General features: G+C 63.4%; 24 protein-coding genes and 1 pseudogene. 14 read left to right on the plus strand and 11 right to left on the minus strand.

Translation table 11 applies throughout. From position 1 onward, the window contains the following. Positions 1–43 precede the first annotated feature (43 nt). Positions 44–1060, plus strand: a complete 1017-nt coding sequence (locus AC1RMG_RS00865) for an AraC family transcriptional regulator (protein ID WP_210672233.1) — start codon at positions 44–46, stop codon at positions 1058–1060. A gap of 144 nt (positions 1061–1204) precedes the next feature. Here the strand turns inward: AC1RMG_RS00865 and AC1RMG_RS00870 are convergent, their stop codons facing one another. After that, entirely contained in the window at positions 1205–3073 is a 1869-nt protein-coding gene (locus tag AC1RMG_RS00870; protein ID WP_019094734.1) for a sigma-54-dependent Fis family transcriptional regulator, read from the minus strand. 355 nt (positions 3074–3428) lie between these two features. Between AC1RMG_RS00870 and AC1RMG_RS00875 the strand changes: the two are divergent. The 10 genes and pseudogenes from AC1RMG_RS00875 (at position 3429) to AC1RMG_RS00920 (ending at position 11940) form a co-directional block, all read left to right on the plus strand. Further along, a pseudogene (locus AC1RMG_RS00875) lies at positions 3429–4504 on the plus strand (ATP-NAD kinase family protein). 2 nt (positions 4505–4506) lie between these two features. Beyond that, a complete protein-coding gene (locus AC1RMG_RS00880) occupies positions 4507–5484 on the plus strand; it encodes a thiamine pyrophosphate-dependent dehydrogenase E1 component subunit alpha (protein ID WP_019094732.1) in 978 nt (325 codons plus the stop codon). A 30-nt stretch (positions 5485–5514) separates the two neighbouring features. Continuing rightward, on the plus strand, positions 5515–6528 hold the full coding sequence (locus AC1RMG_RS00885) for an alpha-ketoacid dehydrogenase subunit beta (protein ID WP_011060471.1): 1014 nt from the start codon (positions 5515–5517) through the stop codon (positions 6526–6528). Beyond that, positions 6528–7640, plus strand: coding sequence for an acetoin dehydrogenase dihydrolipoyllysine-residue acetyltransferase subunit (locus tag AC1RMG_RS00890; RefSeq protein ID WP_493167990.1), 1113 nt, complete (start codon positions 6528–6530; stop codon positions 7638–7640). The genes AC1RMG_RS00885 and AC1RMG_RS00890 overlap by 1 nt, the downstream gene beginning before the upstream one ends. Before the next feature lie 88 nt (positions 7641–7728). Next, positions 7729–8802 carry a 2,3-butanediol dehydrogenase gene (locus tag AC1RMG_RS00895; protein WP_228102375.1) on the plus strand — a complete coding sequence of 358 codons (1074 nt, stop codon included), beginning with the start codon at positions 7729–7731 and terminating at the stop codon, positions 8800–8802. A gap of 142 nt (positions 8803–8944) precedes the next feature. After that, positions 8945–9670, plus strand: a complete 726-nt coding sequence (locus tag AC1RMG_RS00900; protein ID WP_493167992.1) for a hypothetical protein — start codon at positions 8945–8947, stop codon at positions 9668–9670. Between the two features lie 301 nt (positions 9671–9971). Then, a complete protein-coding gene (locus AC1RMG_RS00905) occupies positions 9972–10409 on the plus strand; it encodes a DUF4303 domain-containing protein (protein ID WP_493168752.1) in 438 nt (145 codons plus the stop codon). Between the two features lie 6 nt (positions 10410–10415). Continuing rightward, positions 10416–10754 (plus strand): hypothetical protein, encoded by a 339-nt coding sequence (locus tag AC1RMG_RS00910; RefSeq protein WP_493167994.1) that lies wholly within the window; start codon positions 10416–10418, stop codon positions 10752–10754. Next, on the plus strand, positions 10694–11131 hold the full coding sequence (locus AC1RMG_RS00915; protein WP_125062908.1) for a hypothetical protein: 438 nt from the start codon (positions 10694–10696) through the stop codon (positions 11129–11131). The genes AC1RMG_RS00910 and AC1RMG_RS00915 overlap by 61 nt, the downstream gene beginning before the upstream one ends. 449 nt (positions 11132–11580) lie before the next feature. Continuing rightward, entirely contained in the window at positions 11581–11940 is a 360-nt protein-coding gene (locus tag AC1RMG_RS00920; protein ID WP_125062909.1) for an immunity protein PIM1 family protein, read from the plus strand. Positions 11941–12076: 136 nt separating this feature from the next. On the opposite strand, the gene AC1RMG_RS00925 is transcribed toward AC1RMG_RS00920, so the two are convergent. After that, positions 12077–13363: an MFS transporter gene (locus tag AC1RMG_RS00925; RefSeq protein ID WP_401019243.1), complete on the minus strand. Its 1287-nt coding sequence runs from the start codon at positions 13361–13363 to the stop codon at positions 12077–12079. A 75-nt stretch (positions 13364–13438) separates the two neighbouring features. Then, positions 13439–14818 (minus strand): M20 family metallopeptidase, encoded by a 1380-nt coding sequence (locus AC1RMG_RS00930; RefSeq protein WP_493167997.1) that lies wholly within the window; start codon positions 14816–14818, stop codon positions 13439–13441. Positions 14819–14934: 116 nt separating this feature from the next. Here AC1RMG_RS00930 and AC1RMG_RS00935 point away from each other — a divergent pair, with 116 nt between their 5' ends. After that, the gene (locus AC1RMG_RS00935) at positions 14935–15819 is read left to right on the plus strand and encodes a LysR family transcriptional regulator (protein ID WP_493167999.1); all 885 of its coding nucleotides are present in this window, start codon (positions 14935–14937) and stop codon (positions 15817–15819) included. 138 nt (positions 15820–15957) lie between these two features. Here AC1RMG_RS00935 and AC1RMG_RS00940 read toward each other — a convergent pair whose 3' ends face one another. From AC1RMG_RS00940 to AC1RMG_RS00965, 6 genes are all read right to left on the minus strand, one after another. Then, positions 15958–16866: a MurR/RpiR family transcriptional regulator gene (locus AC1RMG_RS00940; protein WP_248766096.1), complete on the minus strand. Its 909-nt coding sequence runs from the start codon at positions 16864–16866 to the stop codon at positions 15958–15960. 120 nt (positions 16867–16986) lie between these two features. Next, on the minus strand, positions 16987–17751 hold the full coding sequence (locus tag AC1RMG_RS00945; protein ID WP_093406006.1) for an ABC transporter ATP-binding protein: 765 nt from the start codon (positions 17749–17751) through the stop codon (positions 16987–16989). Positions 17752–17769: 18 nt separating this feature from the next. After that, positions 17770–18882, minus strand: coding sequence for a succinylglutamate desuccinylase/aspartoacylase family protein (locus AC1RMG_RS00950; protein ID WP_125062914.1), 1113 nt, complete (start codon positions 18880–18882; stop codon positions 17770–17772). Between the two features lie 9 nt (positions 18883–18891). Then, positions 18892–19590, minus strand: a complete 699-nt coding sequence (locus AC1RMG_RS00955) for an ABC transporter permease (protein WP_072451484.1) — start codon at positions 19588–19590, stop codon at positions 18892–18894. Positions 19591–19602: 12 nt separating this feature from the next. Then, positions 19603–20292 (minus strand): ABC transporter permease, encoded by a 690-nt coding sequence (locus AC1RMG_RS00960; protein ID WP_103408093.1) that lies wholly within the window; start codon positions 20290–20292, stop codon positions 19603–19605. Positions 20293–20382: 90 nt separating this feature from the next. Next, a complete protein-coding gene (locus tag AC1RMG_RS00965; protein ID WP_493168002.1) occupies positions 20383–21159 on the minus strand; it encodes an ABC transporter substrate-binding protein in 777 nt (258 codons plus the stop codon). A gap of 333 nt (positions 21160–21492) precedes the next feature. On the opposite strand from AC1RMG_RS00965, the gene AC1RMG_RS00970 reads away from it, so the two are divergent. Next, positions 21493–21747 carry an Imm32 family immunity protein gene (locus tag AC1RMG_RS00970; protein ID WP_493168004.1) on the plus strand — a complete coding sequence of 85 codons (255 nt, stop codon included), beginning with the start codon at positions 21493–21495 and terminating at the stop codon, positions 21745–21747. Between the two features lie 23 nt (positions 21748–21770). Here AC1RMG_RS00970 and AC1RMG_RS00975 read toward each other — a convergent pair whose 3' ends face one another. Together AC1RMG_RS00975 and AC1RMG_RS00980 are read right to left on the minus strand one after the other, a co-directional pair. Next, on the minus strand, positions 21771–22127 hold the full coding sequence (locus AC1RMG_RS00975; protein ID WP_053157429.1) for a DUF6572 domain-containing protein: 357 nt from the start codon (positions 22125–22127) through the stop codon (positions 21771–21773). A gap of 106 nt (positions 22128–22233) precedes the next feature. Further along, complete coding sequence (locus AC1RMG_RS00980) at positions 22234–23145, minus strand: LysR family transcriptional regulator (protein ID WP_072444779.1); 912 nt, start codon at positions 23143–23145, stop codon at positions 22234–22236. A 195-nt stretch (positions 23146–23340) separates the two neighbouring features. Between AC1RMG_RS00980 and AC1RMG_RS00985 the strand changes: the two genes are divergently transcribed. After that, the gene (locus AC1RMG_RS00985) at positions 23341–23643 is read left to right on the plus strand and encodes a peptidoglycan-binding domain-containing protein (protein ID WP_041117152.1); all 303 of its coding nucleotides are present in this window, start codon (positions 23341–23343) and stop codon (positions 23641–23643) included. Positions 23644–23711: the final 68 nt, after the last annotated feature.

Here is a 23711-nt window from a genome sequence, read left to right on the forward strand (position 1 = left end):
GCGTTTTTTGCCATAGGTCCAGCTACGGGAGCACAGCCTCTACATGCGTGAATCGGATTCGGTCGCGGTCTACTTTGTCCGGGTGATGACCCACGCCCTGCGCCAGCAGCCGGCGCGGCTGGCGGCCGTGCTGCGCGAGGCCGGTATCGATCCGGCGTTGCTCGACCAGCCCCGGGCGCGGGTGCCCGGCAGTGCCTTTGCCGCACTGTGGCTGATCCAGATCCGCGAGTTGCAGGACGAATTCTTCCAGCTCGACTCCCGGGGCATGCCGCCGGGGGCCTTTGCCCTGATCTGCCGCGGGCTGATCCAGGAGCCCAACCTGGAAAAAGCCCTGCGCCAGTGCCTGAACAACTTCGGCCTGTTCCTGCGGGACGTCGGTGCCAGCCTCAGCCTGCGGGGCAAGCGTGCGGTGATCAGCCTCGACAGCCGCTGCGCCGACCCGCTGCGCAGCCACTACGCCGAGGAAACCCTGCTGGTGCTGGTTATCAGCCTGTTGTGCTGGCTCGGCGGGCGACGGATTCCCATCGACCGTGCCGACTTTCGCCACTCGCGCCTGAGCCTCAGCGACGATGCGCTGCTGTGGGGCAGCAACCTGAGCTGGAACGCCGGGCGCACCGAGATCGAATTCGCCAGCCGCTTCCTGCGCCTGCCGGTGGTCCAGGACCTGGCCTCGCTCAAGGTGTTCCTGCGCAGCGCGCCGCAGTGGCTGGTGATCCGCTTTCGCAACCAGCACGGGCTGACCACCCAGGTGCACCAGCGCTTGCGGGGCAGCCACTACAGCCAGTGGCCGACCCTGGAAGCCTTCGCCCGCGAAGTGCAGATGAGCGCCAGCACCCTGCGCCGGCGCCTGGAGCGCGAAGGCGGCTCGTACCAGGAAATCAAGGATGAAGTGCGCCGCGGCGTCGCCGTCGAGTTGCTACGGCGCACCTCCGTCAGCATCAGCGAGATTGCCGAACTCACCGGCTTTCAGGAGCCCAGCGCCTTCCACCGCGCGTTCAAGAAATGGACCGGCGAAAGTCCCGGGCGCTACCGCGCGCGTTTCCAGCCAGCCCCCGCCTGATTCCACGACATCCCGGCTCCTACGGATTTCGTCCCGTCACGCAGTCCCTTGTAGGAGCTGGCTTGCCAGCGAAGGCGCCTGCAAGATCACCGCCCCATCCGAGGGCCTGTTCGCCGGCAAGCCGGCGCCTACGGTTGGTGTGGATTAGGCCGGGCTGCGGCCGGGCATCTGGATGCCGTGCTGCTGCACGCGGCGGTACAGGGTGGCGCGGGAAATGCCCAGGGCCTTGGCTGCCGCCACGGGTTTCCAGCGGTGGCGCACCAGGGCATCCAGCAGGGCCTGGCGCTCGGGGCTGGTGGCGGTTTCCAGGGCGGGCAGGGCGCCTTCGGCCTCGGCGCCGCGCAGTTGTTCGGGCAAGTCATGCAGTTGGATCAGCGGCCCTTCGCACACCGCGCAGGCGTAGCGCAGCACATGGCGCAATTGCCGCACGTTGCCCGGCCAGCGGTAGCCCAGCAGGCATTCCAGTGCCGCATTGCCCAGTTGCACCGGCGCACCGCAGCGCTTGGATTCCTCTTCGACAATCCGGGTGATCAGCGCCAGCCGGTCGCTGCGCTCGCGCAGCGGTGGCAACTGAAAGCGCGCGCCCCCCAGGCGGAAATACAGGTCCTCGCGAAAGCTGCCCTCGGCCACCAGCGCCTCCAGATCGCGGTGGGTGGCGCAGATCACCTGGATATCCACCGCCTTGCGTTGCGCGGCCCCCAGGGGCGCCACTTCACCCTCGGCCAGCACCCGCAGCAGGCGGGTCTGCAAGGCCAGGGGCATGTCGCCGATTTCATCGAGGAACAGGGTGCCGCCATCGGCCTGTTGCAGCAGGCCCTGCATGCCCTTGTTCGAAGCGCCGGTAAAGGCCCCGGCAACGTAGCCGAACAGTTCGCTTTCGATCAGGTTCTCGGGAATCGCCGCGCAGTTCACCGCGACAAAGGGCCGGTCCCGACGCTGGCTGGCCTGGTGCAGCTGGCGGGCGAAGACTTCCTTGCCGGAACCGGTCTCGCCCTGGATCAGCACCGGCAGGTGGCGGTCCTTGACCCGCACCGCCAGGCGCAGGCTCTGTTCCACCCGCGGGTCCAGCGGTTCTCCGGCCAGGCTCAGGCGCGGGCGCTGTGCCGGGCGCCTTGGGGCTTGCAGGCGGCCGTGGAGGTTATCGGAAAGGGGGCACAGGGCTTCGTCGCGGGCGCGCTGCAACAGCTGCGGGTCGAACACCTGGGCGATGTGCTGCGGCAACCGGCCATAGCGGCGCAGCAGGTAATGGCGCGCCGCCGGGTTGAGCGCGCGCAGGCAACCGTCGTCGTCCCAGGCCAGCAGGTAATCCGGCTGGCTGTCGACATAGCCGGGGCTGGCATGGGCCCGCAGCACCCAGTAGCCCTGGGCGCTGTTCATGAAGAATGCCTGTTCGATCTCCCGCGCGCTCTGCACCACCATCTGCCGGATCAGGTGCTGGGAACGGCGGTCGTCCGGGGAACGCACCGCCGACACATCCAGCACCCCCAGCAGCTCGCCCTGGGGATCGAACACCGGGGCGGCGGAACAGGTCAGGCCGATGAACGCGGCGCGAAAGTGGTCGCGCTTGTGCACGGTGATCGGCGTGCGCGCGGTGAGCACCGCCGCCACGCCGCAGGTGCCTTCTTCACCCTCCGACCAGCAGGTGCCCAGGTACAGCCCGGCCTTGCGGCAGTCGTTGCGCAGGGTGGACTCCACCCGGTAGTCGATGGTCTGGCCCTGAGCGTCAGTGAGCAGCACGCAGTAGTCGGCGTCGCGCACCCGGCCATGCAGGCGGGCCACTTCTTCGCTGGCGATGCGCAGGAACAGCTCGGAACGCTCGCGGCATTCCTTGAGCACGTTTTCGGACAGAATGCGCGGCCCCTGCAGCGAGCCGGGGTCCAGTTGGTGCTGCTCCATGGAGCGGCGCCAGGAATCGAGGATCAGGCTCGGCACCGGCGCCTGGGGCAGGTGATCGGCGTTTTTCAGGACCCGGCTGACGCAGTCCACATGGGCTTTTGAATGTGCGGAAAGCATGAAGGCCTCCGGTTGCAGCTTCTTATCGTTGTGGGCGCATTAAGCGCCGATCCGCGGCTCCCGACAAGCACCGGGCGCCGCCGTGGGGGCGCTGAGACGCAACGTCTCAGGGTCTCGCCAAGGCCCCGTGCAGCCTGACATGCAACGTCTCAGGCGCTGGGCTTCCCGACACCTGCAGGCGAGTGCAACAGCCGCTCTGCCACGGGCCTTTGCAGCGGTTTTTCCATAACTGGCACCGGCCTTGCTCTGGCTCTTGGCAACCAGTTCTCGGCAACTCGCGCCGACTGGCCCATCGAAGAATAAGAACGAGGTGCCCGATGTTTTCTCCTGCCTGTGCTCCGCCCGCGGTGAGCCCATGAGCCGCCGCCGCCTCACTGTCGGCATCATCGCCAACCCGGCTTCGGGCCGTGATGTGCGCCGCCTCACCGCCAACGCCGGCCTGTTCTCCAGCACCGACAAGGTCTCGGTGATCCAGCGCCTGCTGGCGGCCTTCGGCGCCACCGGCATCGAGCAGGTGCTGATGCCCACCGACATGACCGGCATCGCCGCCGCGGTGCAGAAGAACAGCCGCAGCCGCCAGGCCCGGGAGCAGCACTGGCCGGCCCTGGAATTCCTCGACCTGACCCTGCGCCAGAGCGTCGAGGACACCCGCCGGGCGGCGCGCTGGATGGCCGAGCGCGAGGTGTCGCTGATCGCCGTGCTCGGTGGCGACGGCACCCACAAGGCGGTGGCCGCCGAGGTCGGCGACATTCCGCTGCTGACCCTGTCCACCGGCACCAACAACGCCTTTCCGGAGCTGCGCGAAGCCACCAGCGCCGGGCTGGCCGGCGGGCTCTACGCCAGCGGCCGGGTGCCCGCCGAGATCGCCCTGCGGCGCAACAAGCGCCTGCTGGTGCGCGAACCGTCCCGGGGCCTGTGCGAAGTGGCCCTGGTGGATGTGGCGGTGTCGCCCCTGGCCTTTCTCGGCGCCCGGGCCATCAGCCGCGCCAGCGATCTGGCCGAGGTCTTCGTGACCTTCGCCGAACCGCAGTCCATCGGCATTTCCGCGCTCTGCGGGCTGTGGCTGCCGGTCACCCGCCAGGAACCCCACGGCGCCTGGATGCGCCTGGACCCGCAATCCCCCGAGGCGCTGCTGGTGCCCCTGGCTCCCGGCCTGCTGCAGGGCTGCGGGGTGCTGGAGGCCGGCTACCTGCAACCCGATGTGCCCCAGCCCCTGTGCCTGAACGCCGGCACCCTGGCCCTGGATGGCGAGCGCGAGATCGAGTTCAACCCCCACGACCGGCCCACGGTCACCCTGGATGCCGGCGGCCCGCTGAGCATTGACGTCAACGCGGTCCTGGAACACGCGGCGCGCCAGCGCCTGCTGGCCATCGACCGTGATCACCGGCAACACCCCGTGAACCTTCAGTCCGAAGACACCCTGGAGAATAAAAATGTCGACACCCCTGACCACTGACCAGTTGCTCCACGCCTACCGGGTGATGCGCACCATCCGCGCATTCGAAGAACGCCTGCACGTGGAATTCGCCACCGGCGAGATCCCCGGTTTCGTCCACCTCTATGCCGGGGAAGAAGCCTCGGCCGCCGGAGTCATGGCCCACCTGCGGGACGACGACTGCATCGCCTCCAACCACCGTGGCCACGGCCATTGCATCGCCAAGGGCGTGGACGTCTACGGGATGATGGCGGAGATCTACGGCAAGAAGACCGGGGTCTGCCAGGGCAAGGGCGGCTCCATGCACATCGCCGATTTCGAGAAGGGCATGCTCGGCGCCAACGGCATCGTCGGTGCCGGTGCGCCGCTGGTGGTGGGCGCGGCCCTGGCCGCCCGGCTGCAAGGCACCGACGGTGTGTCGGTGGTGTTCTTCGGCGACGGCGGCTCCAACGAAGGCGCGGTGTTCGAGGCCATGAACATGGCCTCGGTATGGAACCTGCCGTGCCTGTTCATCGCCGAGAACAACGGCTACGCCGAAGCCACGGCCTCCAACTGGTCGGTGGCGTGCGACCACATTGCCGACCGCGCCGCCGGTTTCGGCATGCCCGGGGTAACGGTGGACGGTTTTGATTTCTTCGCCGTGCACGAAGCCGCCGGCGCCGCCGTGGAGCGGGCCCGGGCCGGGGAGGGGCCGTCGCTGATCGAGGTCAAGCTGACCCGCTACTACGGCCACTTCGAGGGCGACGCCCAGACCTACCGCGCCCCCGACGAGGTCAAGCATTACCGCGAGCACAACGACTGCCTGATGCAGTTCCGCGAGCGCACCACCCGTTCGGGCCTGGTGCAGGCCAGCCAGCTGGACCAGATCGATGCCGACGTGGAAGCGCTGATCGAAGACGCGGTGCGCAAGGCCAAGACCGACCCCAAGCCGAGCCCCGCCGACCTGCTCAGCGACGTCTACGTCGCTTATCCATAACGCCCCACAGAACAACAAGAGACCACCATCATGGCGAGAAAAATCAGTTACCAGCAGGCTATCAACGAAGCCCTGGCCCAGGAAATGCGGCGCGACCCCAGCGTGTTCATCATGGGCGAAGACGTGGCGGGCGGCGCCGGCGCCCCCGGCGACAACGACGCCTGGGGCGGCGTGCTCGGGGTGACCAAGGGCCTCTACCATCAATTCCCCGGGCGGGTGCTGGACACCCCGCTATCGGAGATCGGCTACGTCGGCGCCGCGGTCGGCGCCGCCACCCGTGGCGTGCGCCCGGTGTGCGAGCTGATGTTCGTCGACTTCGCCGGCTGCTGCCTGGACCAGATCCTCAATCAGGCGGCGAAGTTTCGCTACATGTTCGGCGGCAAGGCCCAGACCCCGCTGGTGATCCGCACCATGGTCGGCGCCGGCCTGCGCGCCGCGGCCCAGCACTCGCAAATGCTGACCTCGCTGTGGACCCACATCCCCGGGCTGAAAGTGGTCTGCCCCTCGTCGCCCTACGACGCCAAGGGCCTGCTGATCCAGGCCATCCGCGACAACGACCCGGTGATCTTCTGCGAGCACAAGCTGCTCTACAGCCTGCAGGGCGAAGTGCCGGAGGAGTCCTACGCGATTCCCTTCGGCGAGGCCAACTTCCTGCGCGACGGCAAGGACGTGACCCTGGTGTCCTACGGGCGCACGGTGAATACCGCCCTGGACGCGGCCCGCAGCTTGGCCGGGCGCGGTATCGACTGCGAGGTGATCGACCTGCGCACCACCAGCCCGCTGGATGAAGACAGCATCCTGGAAAGCGTGGAGAAGACCGGGCGCCTGGTGGTGATCGACGAAGCCAACCCGCGCTGCTCCATGGCCACCGACATCTCGGCCCTGGTGGCGCAGAAAGCCTTCGCCTCCCTCAAGGCGCCGATCGAAATGGTCACCGCGCCCCACACCCCAGTGCCGTTCTCCGACGCCCTGGAAGACCTGTACATCCCCGACGCGGCGAAGATCGAGAAAGCCGTGCTCACCGTGATCGAGTGGAGCCGCTGATGAGCCAGATCCATACCCTGACCATGCCCAAGTGGGGCCTGTCGATGACCGAGGGCCGGGTCGATGCCTGGCTCAAGGAAGAAGGCCAGAGCATCAGCAAGGGCGATGAAGTGCTGGACGTGGAGACCGACAAGATCTCCAGCAGCGTCGAGGCGCCGTTCTCCGGCATCCTGCGCCGGCAGATCGCCCGCCAGGACGAGACCCTGGCGGTGGGCGCGCTGCTGGGCATCGTGGTCGATGGCGAAGCCAGTGACGCCGAGATCGACGCGGTGATCGAGCAGTTCCAGGCCAGCTTCGTGCCCGGCGACAGCGCCGATGAAGACAGTGGCCCGGCGCCGCAGAAGGTTGAACTGGGCGGCCGCCTGATCCGCTATTTCGAGCGCGGTGAAGGTGGCACGCCGCTGCTGCTGGTGCACGGCTTTGGCGGCGACCTCAACAACTGGCTGTTCAACCACGAAGCCCTGGCCGCCGGGCGCCGGGTGATCGCCCTCGACCTGCCGGGCCACGGCGAATCGACCAAGGCCCTGCAACGGGGCGACCTGGATGAATTGAGCGAAGTGCTGCTGGCGCTGCTGGATCACCTGGAGATTCCCGTGGCCCATCTGGTGGGCCACTCCATGGGCGGCGCGGTGTCCCTCAACACCGCGCGGCTGGCGCCGGACCGCGTGCGCACCCTGACCCTGATCGGCAGCGCCGGGCTGGGCCGCGAGATCAACGGCGACTACCTGCAAGGTTTTGTCGAGGCCAGCAACCGCAATGCCCTCAAGCCGCAGCTGGTGCAGTTGTTCTCCAACGCCGAGCTGGTGAACCGGCAGATGCTCGACGACATGCTCAAGTACAAGCGCCTGGAAGGGGTGCAAGCGGCCCTCGGGCAGCTTGCGCAACAGCTGTTCGCCGACGGCCGCCAGCAGGCCGACCTGCGCCCGGTGGTGCAGGACGGCCCGCAGCCGGTGCTGGTGATCTGGGGCAGCGACGACCGGATCATTCCGGTGAGCCACAGCGCCGATCTCAAGGCGCAGATCGAGGTGCTGCCGGGGCAGGGGCACATGCTGCAGATGGAAGCGGCGGAGCAGGTCAACCGCCTAATCCTCGATTTTATCCAGCAGCACTGAGCTGTTCTGCGGCGGCCAGGGGGCCGTCGCAGCTCTACAAGAATAAGGAGAAGCCAAGATGAGTGTTTCCCTCAAGCCTGTTCCGAGCATGCGCGCCGCGGTCTGGCACGGCCGCCACGATATCCGCGTCGAAGACGTACCGCTGCCCGACGCGCCGCCTGCGGGCTGGGTGCAGATCCGTGTCGACTGGTGCGGCATCTGCGGCTCCGACCTGCACGAATATGTGGCCGGGCCGGTGTTCATTCCGGTGGACGCACCGCACCCGCTGACCGGGATCAAGGGCCAGTGCATCCTCGGCCACGAGTTCTGCGGCGAAATCGTCGCCCTGGGCGAAGGGGTCCAGGGTTTCAGCGTTGGCCAGCCGGTGGCCGCCGACGCCTGCCAGCACTGCGGCACCTGCTATTACTGCACCCACGGGTTGTACAACATCTGCGAAAACCTGGCCTTTACCGGGCTGATGAACAACGGCGCCTTCGCCGAATTGGTCAACGTGCCGGCCAACCTGCTGTACGCCTTGCCGGCCAACTTTCCCGCCGAGGCCGGAGCGCTGATCGAGCCGCTGGCGGTGGGCATGCACGCGGTGAAAAAAGCCGGCAGCCTGCTGGGGCAGAACGTGGTGGTGGTCGGCGCCGGCACCATCGGCCTGTGCACCATCATGTGCGCCAAGGCCGCCGGCGCGGCCCAGGTGATCGCCCTGGAAATGTCCGGCGCGCGCAAGGCCAAGGCCCTGGAGGTGGGCGCGACCCACGTGCTCGACCCCAAGGAGTGCGATGCCCTGGCCGAGGTCAAGCGCCTGACCGGCGGGCTGGGGGCCGATGTCAGCTTTGAGTGCATCGGCAACAAGCACACCGCCAAGCTGGCCATCGACCTGATCCGCAAGGCCGGCAAGTGCGTGATGGTGGGGATATTCGAAGAGCCCAGCGAGTTCAACTTCTTCGAGCTGGTGGCCACCGAGAAAACGGTGCTGGGGGCCCTGGCCTACAACGGTGAGTTCGCCGATGTGATCGCCTTCATCGCCGATGGCCGGCTGGATATTTCGCCCCTGGTGACCGGGCGCATCCAGCTGGAAGAGATCGTTGGCCAGGGCTTTGAGGAGCTGGTCAACAACAAGGAGCACAACGTCAAGATCATCGTGTCCCCCGGTCAGTTGCGACGCTCGTAAACGAGCGATTTGGCGATGGCCGGCCGCGGCCATCGCACTTTTTTACAGTTTTGCGTTCTATCACCAGGCCTGGCCGCGCCGATCCCCGCCGCAGCCCGTGAATTCCGACCCGGTGCCGATGGCCTACGCTCCCTCTTCTTGCATGATGCAAACCCGATTTCAGCGCCTGTTCCTGGTGGCGCTGCTGATGCTTGGCGCCACAGCCTGTACCCAGCAGCAAGGGCGCGATATCGCCAAACAGTTTCGTGAAGGCAAGCCTGACGAATTCTTCCAGACCAGCGTTGACCGCATGGCCACCATCGGCATGCGCGACAACCTGCAGAGCCTGTACCTGCTGATGGGCAAGCTCTACCTGCGCAACCCCAGCCAGTGGCGCAAGTCGGGGTTCCCCGATGGCACCACGGCCCAGCGCGAGATCCGCAATGCCATCGAAAAGCGCCAGCCGCTGCCGGCCCTGGGGGACCGTCGCGACCTGGCGGCCCTGAGCTATTCCCTGAGCCCGGAGTTTGAGGGGGATCGGGTCGGCGCGTTCATCTATGCCATTGGCAGCATGCTGGTGACGGCCCACGGCGGGCGGACCGAGTTCTACATGACCGACACCATCGATCCGCAGTTCATCAGCAATGCGGCGCGCAATATTGAAAAAGCCACCTGGCTGCTGAGCCAGCGTCAGGATGCCAATGGGGTGCTGTTGCTGTTTTCCAATGAGATTTCCGAGGAGGGCAGCAATCTGAGTTTTGCCGTGGAGTTTGGCAAGATTGTGGCGCGGTTGGATTTGCTGACGCAGATTCTGGATGAGCGCTATCGGCGGGTGGGGTTCAATTATGCGCAGAGTTTGTTGTTGATGAATTTTTTGCCGGTGCAGTAGCCGACAAGCGCCGCTACCGAAGGCTGCGATAAGGTCCGGCGTCGAAGGACTGGTGCTGTGAGGCGCGTACCGCGCAAAATACCGGGCGAGTGTGTGAAGCTTTGGCCAGGACGGTTACTGGCAGCGCCGGGAACGCTGCGGATAGGGTCTTGGCTTTACGAAAAATACGCCGGCACGGTGCTGGCGAAACAATCAACATGTTGCCATAAGGAATAGCATCATGGTTGTTTTTGATGCCGCTGAATTTCACCGCCGAGTTGTCGCGGCCTCTCGTCAGGTGATAGCGAAATTTACAATGCAAATGCCCGAGTCTGAAGTGTGCGGCTTTGCGTTGTACTCCGACGCGGACGCAACCTCCCTGTCTGTATCGCTCAACTGCAAAACCCACCTGGCGAAGATGCAGGCCAAGTACCCTGAAGATCCCGTCTATTTCAAGTGGAGTCCCGGCGAATGGAGTCATGAGGGCTTTGGCGAGGAGTTTTTTGCGGACATATCCGAGGATATGCGGCGCTCCTGTGAGTCGGTCTCGGAAGGGCCCGACTTCAAACAGTATCGCGATGCTGTTTTTGGCCTGTGCGTCGACGCCCTTAAAGAGTTGCGCCAGACCGAGTTGGCTGGCGTCATTTTCGCTTTCTCGGTGACAGACACTCTCGACCCGGAGACGGAAATCCATTGGATCAGGGACACCAATTGCCCTTCGCAGGCTGCCGAGTTTGAGCGCTGGATTGTCCAGCAGTAATGTCAAATGTTCCGGTCCAGGTATGGCACGGGTATCGATCTGGAACGCCTGCTCAAGCAACTGGCGTTGTTGCCGTTCGGCCTCAACGGTGAGGGTATTCACGGCCCGATCGATGATGTTGGATTTGGCGACAACGGCAAGCACATGACCTGCTGGCACCATGAGCACAGTCTCGATCATCAAATGCTGGTGTTTTCCGATGATCAGACCGACTGGCCGATCTTTGGGGATGTGAAGCAGTCATCAAGTTCGGATTTGATACGGATATTAAAAGGAGTCGATGGATGCTGGATCACATTCAGGAAATTAAATCGATCATATTTTGTGAAAAGTATGAATCTATAGTGAATGCCATTAAGTCCGCTGCAGGGATTGAGATTTTTCAAGAGTATGAAGATGTAATGGCTGCAATAGACGCCAGAAGGATTGCCTTGTCTGGCGTGTCGTATAAAGAAATACAGGAAGCTTTGAATGATGGAGAGGGTTTATTGAAATTCTCAATCAATAAACTTGCCAAAAAAGACCAGGATGTGGAGCAGGAAGGCTATGAGCCCAGCGTGCTGGTCAAGTGTCACGGGTATTCAAAAGCCTTTCTCTTGATCAATCTTGTGGACCTCATAGTGGCTAGGCGGGGGAGTAAGGAGCTTGAACAGTACTTTAAGTCCTCCCGTATTCCTGATTGGAAGAACTATGCGAAAGAGGTTTTGAACTTTGTGCCTTGAGGATTTTTGATCCTGCGAAAGCCACCTGATCCATGCCCGGACCTGGCATACCGCAGGAAATGACCGAGGTCGGAGGGCATAGCGTGTGGTGCGCACACTACAAGGCTTCTGCTTGTATGCAATGGGTTCTTGCCTATTGCCCACGACCCCGGGGGCAATCTTGTATTAATCAGATTGGACAATAACTCCCCGGAGATATTCTCCTGGGATCATGAGACCGAGGCAGATGAAGGTGAGGAGCCCAGCGCAAGCAATATGTACATGATCAGTGATGGTCTTCCAGGGTTTCTCACGGATCTCTATAAACAAGCTATTCAACAATAAATGCCAGAGGTGTTTATTAATTGCCGGTTGTCCTGCGTTTTCATGGCCGCCCCTCTTGGGTGGAAGTGTCGCGCCATTGCAAGCGCTAGAGCTGATCGAGAAGTGGTTCAAGGAGATGGGCTGGGATGATGGGGCTGAGTGAAATACTCTCCAGGATAAATGACGGTGTTTTTCTTGAGCTGATTTTCCAGGAGAACACTGACTGGGATGCCAGGTTGGATTCACGGGATGGCATCGAGTTTGCCAGCGCGTGGAGCGCTAGCTATGAACAAGTGCTTTCGTCATGTCCGCCTGAAGATGAATCCATCAGGCAAGTCAGAGAGGCTGCCTTCAAGAAGGTCTATCAGATCACTGGCAATCCGGATCTTGCAGGCTATGTGTCGGATGATTTTGGCCTGATCGCGCAGGCATTCAAGCACCAGGTCGATAGCGGTTTTATACACCGCCTTTGGCAGGCTTACGCTCAAGGAACATTTCTCTATTAAAGAGTCAGCGCACTCTTTCATCCGTCTGCGTGTGTTGAATGTCAGCTGGGGCATCAGTCCTGCACGGTGAAGTCCGTTACCCCTACGCTGCCCTTGGGTGACGGAGTGGCAAGAACCTCAGCCGATGCATCCAGCCTCACTGCAACTTGAGTTTTCTCCCCGCCATCAAAATTGCACCAATACTCAAACAGGCTGCCAGCATCAGATAAAAACTGGGTGCCAGTGGCGAGCCGGTCAGGGCAATCAGGCCGGTGGCGATCACGGGGGCAAAACCGCCGAAGATCGTGACGCCGAGGTTGTAGCTCAGGGACATGCCGGTGACCCGGGTGCGCACCGGGAAGATGTCCGCCATCAGCGACGGCAGGGGGGCGAAGTACACCGCCTTGATCAGGGCCATCAGCGCCACCACCAGTAGCAGGGAGCTGGCGCTGGGGCGGCTGTTGAGCCAGAGGAATGCCGGCAGGATCGCCACCGCGTAGACCACCGCCGCTGCCAGCATGATTTTCAGGCGCCCGATATGGCCGGACAGGTAGCCGACGATGGGGGTGATGATGGTCAGGATCAGGCCGCCGGTAAGGGTCGCCAAAAAGCCCGAGGACTGGGCGATGTTCAGGCTGGTGGCGGCGTAGGACGGCATGTACTGGATCATGTAGTTCGAGGCGGTGGACACCACCAGGGTGCCCATGGCGATCAGCAGCAGGGTCTTTTGGCTGATCAGGACTTCGCGCAAGGGGCGCTCTCCCGGTTCGCTGGCCTTGAAGTCCGGCGATTCGTCGACGGTGCGGCGGATGTACAGGCCCACCGGGCCCAGCAGCAGGCCGAAGAAGAACGGCACGCGCCAGCCCCAGTCGAGCATTTGCTGGGCATCGAGGTGCTTGGTCAGGAAGTAGCCGAAGGTCGAGGCGATGACCACGCCAAAGCCCTGGCTGGCGAATTGCAGGCTGGCGACAAAGTGCCGGGTGCGCGGCGGCGCGTGTTCCAGCATGAAGGCGGTGGAGGTGCCGAATTCGCCGCCGGCGGAGAAGCCTTGCAGCAGCCGGGCCAGGAGGATGCCGATGGGCGCGGCGAGGCCCAGGGTGGCGTAGCTGGGCATGATGGCGATCAGCAGGGTGCCCGCCAGCATGATCAGGATCGACAGGGTCAGGGCTTTCTTGCGGCCCCGGCGGTCGGCGTAGGAACCCAGTACTGCCGCGCCCAGGGGGCGGATTAGGAACGAGATGCCGAAGGTGGCAAAGGCCAGCAGCAGGGAGAAGGTCGGGTCGGCCGTGGGAAAGAACACCTGGCTGATGGTCAGGGCGAAGTAGGCGTAGATCGACAGGTCGAACCACTCCAGGGTGTTGCCGATCAAGGCGGCGCCTATGGGTTTCCACAGGGCTTTGGGTTCGACTCGGATCGCGGTCGAGGTGGCGGCTAACTCTGTCATACAGGACGCTCCTGCTTATTGTTGGATTTTGAGCGACAGGTGCCCGAGCTGAGTCGGGCGGGGTAAGCGATGGCCTCAGGCCCGGGGCAGGTCCCCCAGGTCCCAGAACAGGGCCGTCATGATCTCCAGGCCTTCACGAATCACCGGCAGCAGCAGGTGTTCGTCCGGGGCGTGCTGCGAGCAGCCGGGGTAGGAGTGGGGAATCCACAGGGTCGGCAGCCCCAGCACTTCGGCGAAGATGTCGTTGGGCAGGGTGCCCGCCAGGTTCGGCAACAGCGCCAGGCGCTGCGCACTGCTACCTGCAATCGAGGTCTTGGCGAACCTGACCCAGGGGTTGTCCGGGTCCAGGCGGGTGGCCGGGGAGCAGCGCTCCATGACGATCTCCACCTGGCTGAAACCTTCGCGGTCCAGGTGCGCCCGCAGCAGGCTTTCCAGCTGCTGCCAGGGCGTGCCGAGGACAAAGCGCAATTGACAGAAGGCCACGGCCCGGGGCGGAATCGCGTTCACCGGCTTTTGCGGGTTGCCGGTGCTGAAGGCGAGGATTTCCAGGGTGTTCCAGGCGAACAGGCGCTCGCCCAGGGTCAGCCCCGGTTCGCCCCAGTGTTCGTCCAGGGGGCGGCCCAGGGACTCGCGCTGGATCTCCAGATCTGCGATGGCGGCGCGCACGTTGTCGGGAATGTTCGCCGGCAGCAGTTCGCGGCAGCGGATGCGGCCGTTCTGGTCCACCAGGCTGGCCAGGGCGTTGGCCAGTACCACGCCGGGGTTGCTCATCACCCCGCCCCAGTTGCCCGAGTGCAGGCCCTTGTCCCGGGTGTTGACCTCCAGGCGGAACTGCGCCGAGCCGCGGGAGCCGAGGAACAGCGTCGGTCGGGCCTGATTCAGCCGTGGGCCGTCGGAGGCGATGAACACATCGGCCCGCAACAGTTCGCGCTGCTCCTGGCACAGCTGGCGCAGCCCCGGGGAACCGGCTTCCTCACCCATCTCGAACAGCAGCTTGAGGTTGAAGCCCAGGCGCCCGTCGCGGGCCTTTAGCACTTGCTCCAGGGCGGTCAGGTTGATGCTGTGCTGGCCCTTGTTGTCGGCGGTGCCACGGCCGTACCAGCGTTCGCCCTCCAGGGTCAGCTGCCAGGGATTCAGGCCCGTGCGCCACTGTTCGGCGTAACCCGGCACCACGTCGCCGTGGCCGTAGCTGAGCACTGTGTGCAGGGCTGGGTCTTCCAGGCGCGTGGCAATCAGGAACGGCCCACCGGCCTCGGGGTTGGCCAGCATGTGGCAGTCGAAGCCCAGGCGCTGCAGCAGCGGCTGGATTTCCTCCAGCAGGTAGCGCGGCAACTCGCTGGCGTGGGCCGGGTCCTGGCTGTCACTGCGAAACGCCACCCGGCGTCGCAGGTCCTGTTCAAAATGGCCGTCGTCCAGGTAGTGGCGAACGCCGGCGAGGGCAGCTTGCTTGGTCATTGCAACTCCGGTCGGGCAAGGGAACGGGCCCATGGTGGAGTTGGCAAAGGCATCTGTATATTGCTGTTTTTTGAAGGCATGATTCTAAAAATTGGATGCCTGGCAAGGGGATGCAGATGGACTATCGGTATTTTCTGGCGGTGATCGATGCGGGCTCCCTGGCCGCGGCGGGGGAGCGTTTGCACATCGCCCCCAGCGCGGTGAGCCGGCAGATCGCCCTGCTGGAAGAGAGCGTTGGCGTGGCGCTGTTCGAGCGGCGCCCGCGGGGCATGCAACTCACCGCCGCTGGCGAAGCCCTGGCCGAACACGCCCGGCGCACCTGGCTGGAACAGGAGAACATCCTCGCCGAACTGCGGGGCGAGGGTTACCCGGGGGCCAAGGTGATCCGCCTGGTATCCACCGAGGGCCTGTCGCGGTATTTCCTGCCCCGGGTGCTGCTGGAGCATTACCGCCTGCGGCCCGGAGCCGAGTACCGCCTGGACGTGATCTCGCCCCACGAGTGCGTGCAGCGCATTCGCCGGGGCGAGGCGGACGTGGGGCTGACCTTCAGCACCGAGCCGGTGGAGGGGGTCAACGTGTGCTACTCGATCCGCTCGCCGATTCGCGCCCTGATGCGCGCCGGGCATCCGCTGGCCAGCGCCGGGGTGCTGTCACTGGAGCAGGTGCAGGCGTTTCCCGTGGCCTTGACGCCCAAGGGCACCACCCAGCGGCAACTGCTGGACCTGGTGTGCCAGATGGACGGCCTGAGCTTCGATCAGGTGATGACCTGCAACTTCTCCGGGGCCCTGCATGAGTTTGTGCGCCAGTCCGACACGGTGGCCTTTGCCAGCGCCATCAGCGGCGAAGGGCAGGGGATGGATGGGCTGGTATCGGTGCCGCTGTCCAACCCGCGCCTGGGCGATCGGGACATTCAGGTGCTGACCATGCCCAAGCGGGTGTTGCCGGAAAGCCTGGCGTTCTTTATCGACACCTTGATTGCGCGGTTGCAGCAGGAGGGCTGAGGGCGCTTGCCCCGCTTGAGCGGGCGGGAGCCGCTGCAGGCCGCGTGGGGCGCAACCCTGGATGGGGGTTGGCGCCGCGCACCTTGGCTCGGGCCTGTCGGGTGCAGCACCGGGCTTTCTGGCAAAACCGCACCGCCCTCACTTTTTCAGCGATTTGCCGTGGCTGGGCATATGCAGGTACGACATCACGCTTTCCGTCAGTTCCGTGGCCAGTTTCACCGCTTTTTCATTGCGCGCCATGACACCGGCGACCAGGCCTTCGATCAAGGCCAGCACGGCAATATTGGAACTGGTCAGTACCGGGTGGTCGCACGGCGCAAACAGTGTGTGCTCGGCAATCGCGGTGAGTGGCGAGGCGGGGGAGTCGGTAATGGCCAGGACCGTTGCCCCGCGTTCGTTGGCAAAGCGCGCCAGTTGCAGGGTGTCGAGGGAATAGCGGGGCAGGGAGATGGCCAGCAGCACATCCTGATCCGTGATCGCGGCGAGCCGGTACGCGGCGTTTTCGTTGCCACCCTCCATGCTGATGGCCGTGGCGTCGGCGCAGAAGGGCATCAGCGTCGCAGCGGCGAGGCCGGCCAGGTAGACGCTGTTGCCAAACCCCAGAATGTAGATCTTGCGTGCTGTGGTCAGGCGGCTGATGAAGGCATCGAAGCTGTCAGCGTGGTTGCTGGTCGTGGCTGTGGCCAGGTTGCTGCTGGCGCTCTGCAACTGCTCGTGCAGGCCGAACGCACCGCCCGGGCGCAGCGCCAGTTCGTTGCGCAGCTTGTCCACCGGCGACACCATCTGCTGCAAGGTGGCGACCAGCTCGGCCTTCATGCCGCTGTATCCACCCAGGTCCAGTGCCTTGGCCAGGCGGTTGACGGCGGCGGGGGAGGTCAAGGTTTCGTGAGCCATCTCCTCGATGGTCAGCGTCGCGGCCTTGAGCGGGTGGCGCAGGATGAAGTCCGCCACCTTGCGCAGCGACGGCGGCAGCTCGGCAACGATTTCCGTCAGTTTGCGCATGACCGGTGCGGCATAGATCGTGGTGTCTTTCGATGAACTTGGCATGTCCGGCTCGACAGTTCCTGAGGGTGAAAGAAGGGCTGTGCCTGGTGCCCTGGCGAGGTGGGCTGGAGTGTATCCGAGGCCGGGCTCGTCAGGGCAGTGCTGCACCGCGGCGTGGCGATCTTATTTCAAACTTCCCGCGAGAAACTGCTGCAGGCGCTCGGATTGCGGGTTGGCCAGTACCTCGCGTGGGGCGCCGCGTTCTTCCACGCGGCCCTGGTGAAGGAACACCAGCTGGTTGGACACCTCGCGGGCAAAGCCCATTTCGTGAGTGACCACCACCATGGTGCGGCCTTCCTGCGCCAGATCCTGCATGACTTTCAGTACTTCACCGACCAGTTCGGGGTCGAGTGCCGAGGTCGGTTCATCAAACAGCATGACCTGCGGTTCCATCGCCAGTGCGCGGGCAATGGCCACGCGCTGCTGTTCGCCACCGGACATGTGTCCCGGCCAGGCGCTCATGCGCCGCGCCACCCCGACTTTGTCCAGGTAGTGCTCGGCCCGCTCCCGCGCTTCCTGCTTGCTCAGGCCGAGCACTTGCACCGGGGCTTCCATGACATTTTCCAGAGCGCTCATGTGTGACCAGAGGTTGAAATGTTGAAACACCATCGACAGCTGTGAGCGCATGCGTTGCAACTGCCTGGGCTCGGCAGCCTTGAGCCCGCCCAGGGGAGTGGCCACCAGCTTCAGTGCTTCGCCATTGAGCCGGATAGTGCCCGCATTGGGTTGCTCCAGCAGATTGATGCAACGCAGGAAGGTACTTTTGCCCGAGCCGCTGGAGCCGATCAGGCTGATCACGTCACCGGCCTGTGCCTGCAGGGAGACGCCCTTGAGCACCTGGTGCGCGCCGTAGCTTTTGTGCAGGTCCTGAACTTCAAGTTTGTACATGTTGTGAACTCTCTGGAATCAGTCGCTGAGCAAGCGACCCTGGCGAATGGGGGTAGCACCTGCCACTTTGGCCAACCACAATCCCGGCTGGGCGAAGCGCAGCCGTTCGCGGGCATAGAGAATGCCGTCGATGCTGGCGCGGACCAGGCTGTGGCGGTCGGTCAAGGGATCGATGACTTCGAACAGCGGGTCGCCGACCTTGACCTGTGCACCCAGCGGTTGCAGGAAACTCACCACGCCGGGATGGGGCGCGCAGGCATACTGCGCGCCGGAAAAAGGCAGTGCCTGGCAATGGCTCGGCGGCGTCGCCGGCCAGTCGCCGCTGATCAGGCCCTGCTCGGCCAGATAGCCAAGAATGGCTTCGGCGCTGTCGAGGCATTGCTCGCGTCCGGTGTCTGCCATGCCGCGCAATTCGATGGTGGTGGCGGCGCACGCCAGGGGAATATTGGCCTCGGGAAAGTGCTCTGCCAGGCGTAGCCAGACAATCGCGCAGGCTTCGTCGAAGGCGCTGCCGCCCGCATCCTCGGCCAGCAGGGTGACCCCGGCGCCGAGGCGCGCGGCCAGTGACTGCAGGCGCGGCCAGTGTTGCGGCATGGCGTACAGCAACATGATCGATTCGAAATCGCAGTGCAGGTCCAGCATCAGGTCGGCGTCATGCGCGTGCTGCAGCAGCAGGCGGCGCAGGCCGTCGAGTTCCGAGGCGGGGGCCGGCATGGCCGCGAGGGTCTCGGCCATGGCGCGGCGGATCAGCGTGACGTTGGCCTCGGCGTCAGAGCCCAATTGCCCTTGCAGCTCTGCTGCAACCGGCTCGAACAGTTCCGGGAAGTCGCGATTGAAGTTCTTGCCGCTGGAGAACTCGAAGCGCCCCTGATGGGTGGCCTGGAACATCTGGGCGATACCGATCGGGTTGGCCAGGGGCACCAGTTCGATCACCCCGGTCAGCCGGCCCTGTGTCTCCAGCTCCAGGAGACGGCGCTTGAGCTCGACGGCGACGCGCATCCCCGGCAACTCGTCGGCATGCAAGGACGCCTGGATATAGGCCTTGCGTGTTCCACTGCCAAAGCGAAACAGCGTCAGTGTGCGTACGGTGCCCGACGCACTCCATGGCAACGGGTATTGAATGTGCTCCATAGCAGCTCCTTAGTGCTTGCGTGGTGCCAGATACGCCAGCCAATGGCGCTCGGCCAGCTTGAACAGACGCACCAGAATGAAGGTCAGAACCAGGTAGAAGAGAGCGGCAGTGATAAACGCCTCGAAGGGCAGGTAGAACCGCGAGCTGACGGTGCGCGCGGCCCCGGTGATATCCACCAGGGTGACGATGGAAGCCAGGCTGGTGGTTTGCAGCATCATCAGCACTTCGTTGCTGTACTGCGGCAAGGCTCGGCGCAAGGCCGACGGCAGCAAAATGCGCCGGTACAGGGTCAGGCGCGACATGCCCATGGCCCTGGCGGCTTCGATCTCGCCTGCGGGGGTGGTGCGCAAACTGCCGGCCAGCAGCTCGGCGCTGTAGGCACTGGTGTTGATCGCAAAGGCCAGGCAGGCGCAGAAGGTCGCGCTGGACAGATACGGCCAGAGCAGGCTCTGGCGCACCGCTTCGAACTGCGCCAGGCCGTAGTAGATCAGGAACAGTTGCACCAGCATCGGCGTGCCGCGAATCACATAGGTATAGAGCCACGCCGGTGCGTTGATCAGCGGCGAGCGCGACACCCGCATCAGCGCCAGGGGCACTGCCAGGGCCAGACCCAGGGCCAGGGAAATCAGCAGGACCTTGAGGGTCACCAGGGCGCCGTTGAGGTACAGCGGCAGGTTGTCCCAGATCAGGTGGTAGTCAAGCATCATGGGTGGCTCCCCTTACAGTTCGGCGGCTTTGAGGCCGACCGAGTAGTGTTTTTCCAGGCAGCGCAGCACCAGCAAGGACAGGCTGGTGAGCATCAGGTACAGCGCCGCCACCGCGAGAAAAAAGGTAAAGGGCTGGTGGGTGGCATCCGCTGCGTTCTTGGCCTTGAACATCATGTCTTGCAGGCCGATCACCGAGATCAGCGCGGTGGACTTGGTCAACACCAGCCAATTGTTGGTGAACCCGGGAATGGCGAAACGCACCATCTGCGGCACCATGATTCGCCAGAACACCTGGGCACCGCCCATGCCATAGGCCAGCCCGGCCTCGGCCTGGCCCTTGGGGATCGCCATGAAGGCGCCGCGAAAGGTTTCCGATAGGTAGGCACCAAAAATGAAGCCCATGGTGCAGACCCCGGCGATAAAGGGGTTGATGTCGATGTAGCGGGTGTAGCCGAGCGCCAGCGCCAGGCGGTTCACCAGGTCCTGGCCGCCATAGAAAATCAGCAGGATCAGCACCAGGTCTGGAATACCGCGAATCAGGGTGGTGTAGCTTTCCCCGAGCACTGCCAGCCATTTCAGCGATGACAGGCGCAGGGCCGCGCCGATCAGGCCCAGGGCAATCGCCAGGGCCATGGACGTCAGCGCCAGGTTGATGGTCAGCCAGGCGCCATCGAGAATGCTCGAACCGTAGCCGTGGAGCATGATGAAATTCCTCAAGCTCGCGCCACAAGGCGCGCAAGACAAGCCGTAGACGACGCCAGCCAGCAGCGGCGCCGGGGCTCAGAGAAAGGCTTACTCGCCGTAGATATCGAACGCGAAGTACCGGGCCATCACCTGCTGGTACTTGCCGTTGGCGCGAATCGCGTCGATTGCCGCATTCAGGCGCGCCAGGTTGGCGCTGTCACCCTTGCGCACGGCGATCCCGGCGCCCCGACCAAAGTACTTCGGATCGTTGATATCAGGCCCTGTGAGGGCAAAGCCCTGGCCCGCCGCGGTCTGGATGAAGCTTTCATCGGTGTTGACGATATCGGCCAGAGTGGCGTCCAGGCGCCCCGAGGCGAGGTCGAGGAAGGCTTCGTTCTGTGAGGCGTAGCGCACCACGACGACGCCTGCGGGTTCCAGTTGCTCGGTGGCAAAACGATCATAGGTCGAGGCGCGTTGTACACCGACTTTCCTGCCCTTGAGGTCCTGCAGCGGGTCGTTGATCAGGCTGCCGGCCTTCATCGCGAACTTGCCAGGCGTGTGGTAGTACTTTTTGCTGAAGTCCACGGATTTCATCCGGTCTTCGGTGATAGACATCGACGACAGAACGGCATCGATCTTGCGCACCTTGAGCGACGGAATCATGCCGTCGAACTCTTGAATGACCCATTGGCACTTGACCTTCATTTCTTCGCACAGGGCGTTGCCGATGTCGTAGTCGAAGCCGCTGACATTGCCCTCGGGTGTCTTGAAGGAGAAAGGCGGGTAGGCGGCCTCGATACCGATGCGCAGGCTGTCTTCGTCGGCATGAGCCAGGAAGCTGGACGCACTTAGCAGCAGGGCACCTAGAAGTTCTGTCTTGTTCATATTGTTGACTCCTGGGAAGGCATTGGGGGGGGAGCGGGTACCCGCCATCCGGGGTGGCGCGCTGGATCTGTCCTGTGATCAGTGCAGTCATAAATGACACAATAAAAATCAATTTGCAAAGATATTGAAAAAAATCATATCAGAACATGGCATGAGAAAGTGCTTTGCCTGCGCAGGCGTTTGGGGTTGCTGTAGAGTCGTTCCCGGCTGTATTAGCAGCGTCGTCGGCGGGCGTGCGGCCTGCTGCGGGCTGTCGGGGCAACAGCGGCTATCGGCCAGGCCCTGGGCTTGGCCAAAGTTAAAGAACCACCTACAGGCGCAGGCATTCAACCTTTGAAAAAGCTGAAGACATTCACCGTGCATGGCACCGCAGTTGGCAGTGACCAGCGCATTCAACTGGACGAAATTTCGATTCTCGCCGAGCCGGACACACTCAGGGCACTGGGTGAGTTCCTGATCAACGCTTCAGCCGACATGGCGGCCAATGGCCTGGAGCATGTGCACCTGCAAGACGTGATCGAGCACTTCTCGCACCAGCAGCATGTGGATGTGATTGCCCTCAACCGGGCTGTGATCAAGCCTGCCTGAGGCAGCGCCGTGCCCGGCCCGGCTTACATGTTGCGAATCCTCTCGTCGACCCTGAGCTCGAACTCGAAGCCAATGCCCACGTCATTCAGGGTTTCGGTGACCCGGGCCATGAAGTACTCGGCCTGCGCGGGCAATTCATACAAGCCAATGACCCGGATGATCGGGTACTTGCCATAGGCGCCGGGGATCTCGGTGTAGATCTCGCCACTTTCGATGAAGGCGATGTAGCTGTTGATTTTCTCTTGCAGCACGAGCAAGTGCTCGCCTTGTTCCGCCTTGTCGCCCCATTCGAGGTGGTCGGTCATCACCAGTAGCAGGTCGTTGGGAGCCTCCTTGGAGACCCCCCAGAAATCGATGACTTTGGGGTTGGTGACGGACATGGCTGATCCTTCAGGCGGTGGGGGTGGGGATTGTATTACGCGCCCCGGGGTTAGTGGCGGTGCTGTAGCAAGTGTCCGTTCTGAGACGTTCGTAAGCCTTCGCCCTTCATTGCAGAAAGAAATGCTCCTTGATCGAATCCAGCAGCAGTGACTTGACGATCTGCAACGCGTTGTCGTGTTTGCTGCCCACGCGCATGCCGATCTCAAGTTCGTAGGAAGGCATGGGCACGGGGCAGGGGAAGGTTTGCAGCGAACTGATCCGTTCCATTGCGCGTGCGGCGTGGGTGGGCACGGTGGTGATCAGTTTGGAGCCCACCAGCAGAAAGGGAACGGCGGCGAAGTGCGAGGTCGAGGCCTTGATCGTGCGGGTCAGGCCGACGTTGTTCAGGCCTTCATCGACAATGCCGACATAACCTGCGGACGACACCAGCAGGTGCGGGCGCTGAGCGTAATCCTCCGCGGTCACCGGGACGGTGTTGTGGGCATCGGCGATGCCCAGGTAGTTGCCGCGGCCCAGCCTGATGCGGGTGATCAAGTGCGAGGACAAGCCTCCGGCGGAGATGGCGAGATCGATCTTGTGGCCCATCAGCATGTCTTGTACGACGCCGCTGTGGGTTTGCCGGAAGAGGATGCGCAGCCCGGGCAGGCGCTCTTCCACCACCGAGAGAATCTTCTGCCCCAGGGCGATTTCACTGTCATCGGAGAGCCCGATGGTGAGGGTGCGGCCCTGCACTTGCTGGCCGTCGGAGGCCATGGCCAGGGCCAGCCTGCAGCGGTTGATGGCTTCTTCGACCAGGGGGTACAACTCGCTTGCGCGCATGGTCGGGCGCAGGCCGCGCCCTGTGCGCTCAAACAACGGGTCGCTATAGATCTCTCGCAAACGTGCAAGGGAAGCGCTGACCGCCGGCTGGGTGACGCCCAGCCGGATAGCCGCGCGGCTGGCACCGCCTTCTTCGACCAGGGCGGCAAAAACCCGGAGCAGGTTCAGGTCGGCGTTCTCGATATCAATGGTTTTCATATCAGATAGCTTGAATAGAGCGTTGATCTATATTGTACCAGCCATAAAATGACCCGCCAAAACAATCAACGGCTTGAATTACAGAGCCGGTGTTGATGTTTCCAATACTGGGTTAGTGCCCGTTAGTTCGGTTTTTTTTATAGGCGGGCATAAGCCTTGGCTGTTGGGTAAGAGGTTTTAACCAGAGGTTGAAGTATGGCGCGCCACTGTAAGTATCTTGCGGCCATGGTGCTCTTTGCCTGGGCCTTTGCGGCTTCTGCTTGCCTGTTTGAAACCGCCATCGGCTCACCTTTGGGAGAAGAAGTTGTGGGTAGATTGCAGCAGGCCCTGGCGGCGCGAAATTATTATCAGGGAACAATAGATGGCGTGGTGGGGGAGAAAACCGAAGAAGCCATCTTTCTGTTCCAGATGGACTGTGAACTTCCGTTAACCGGCAGTATCAACTCGCAGATCCTGCAAAGGCTGGATATAAGGCCGCCCTTGTGGTTATCGGAATAAGTGTGTGGCTTGAAGGTCCGGTACAGGGAAACGTAATTGTTTCGCTATCAAAGGTCAGTGGCTGGAAA

It is taken from the genome of Pseudomonas sp. GW822-FHT04H02 (genome assembly GCF_058800645.1).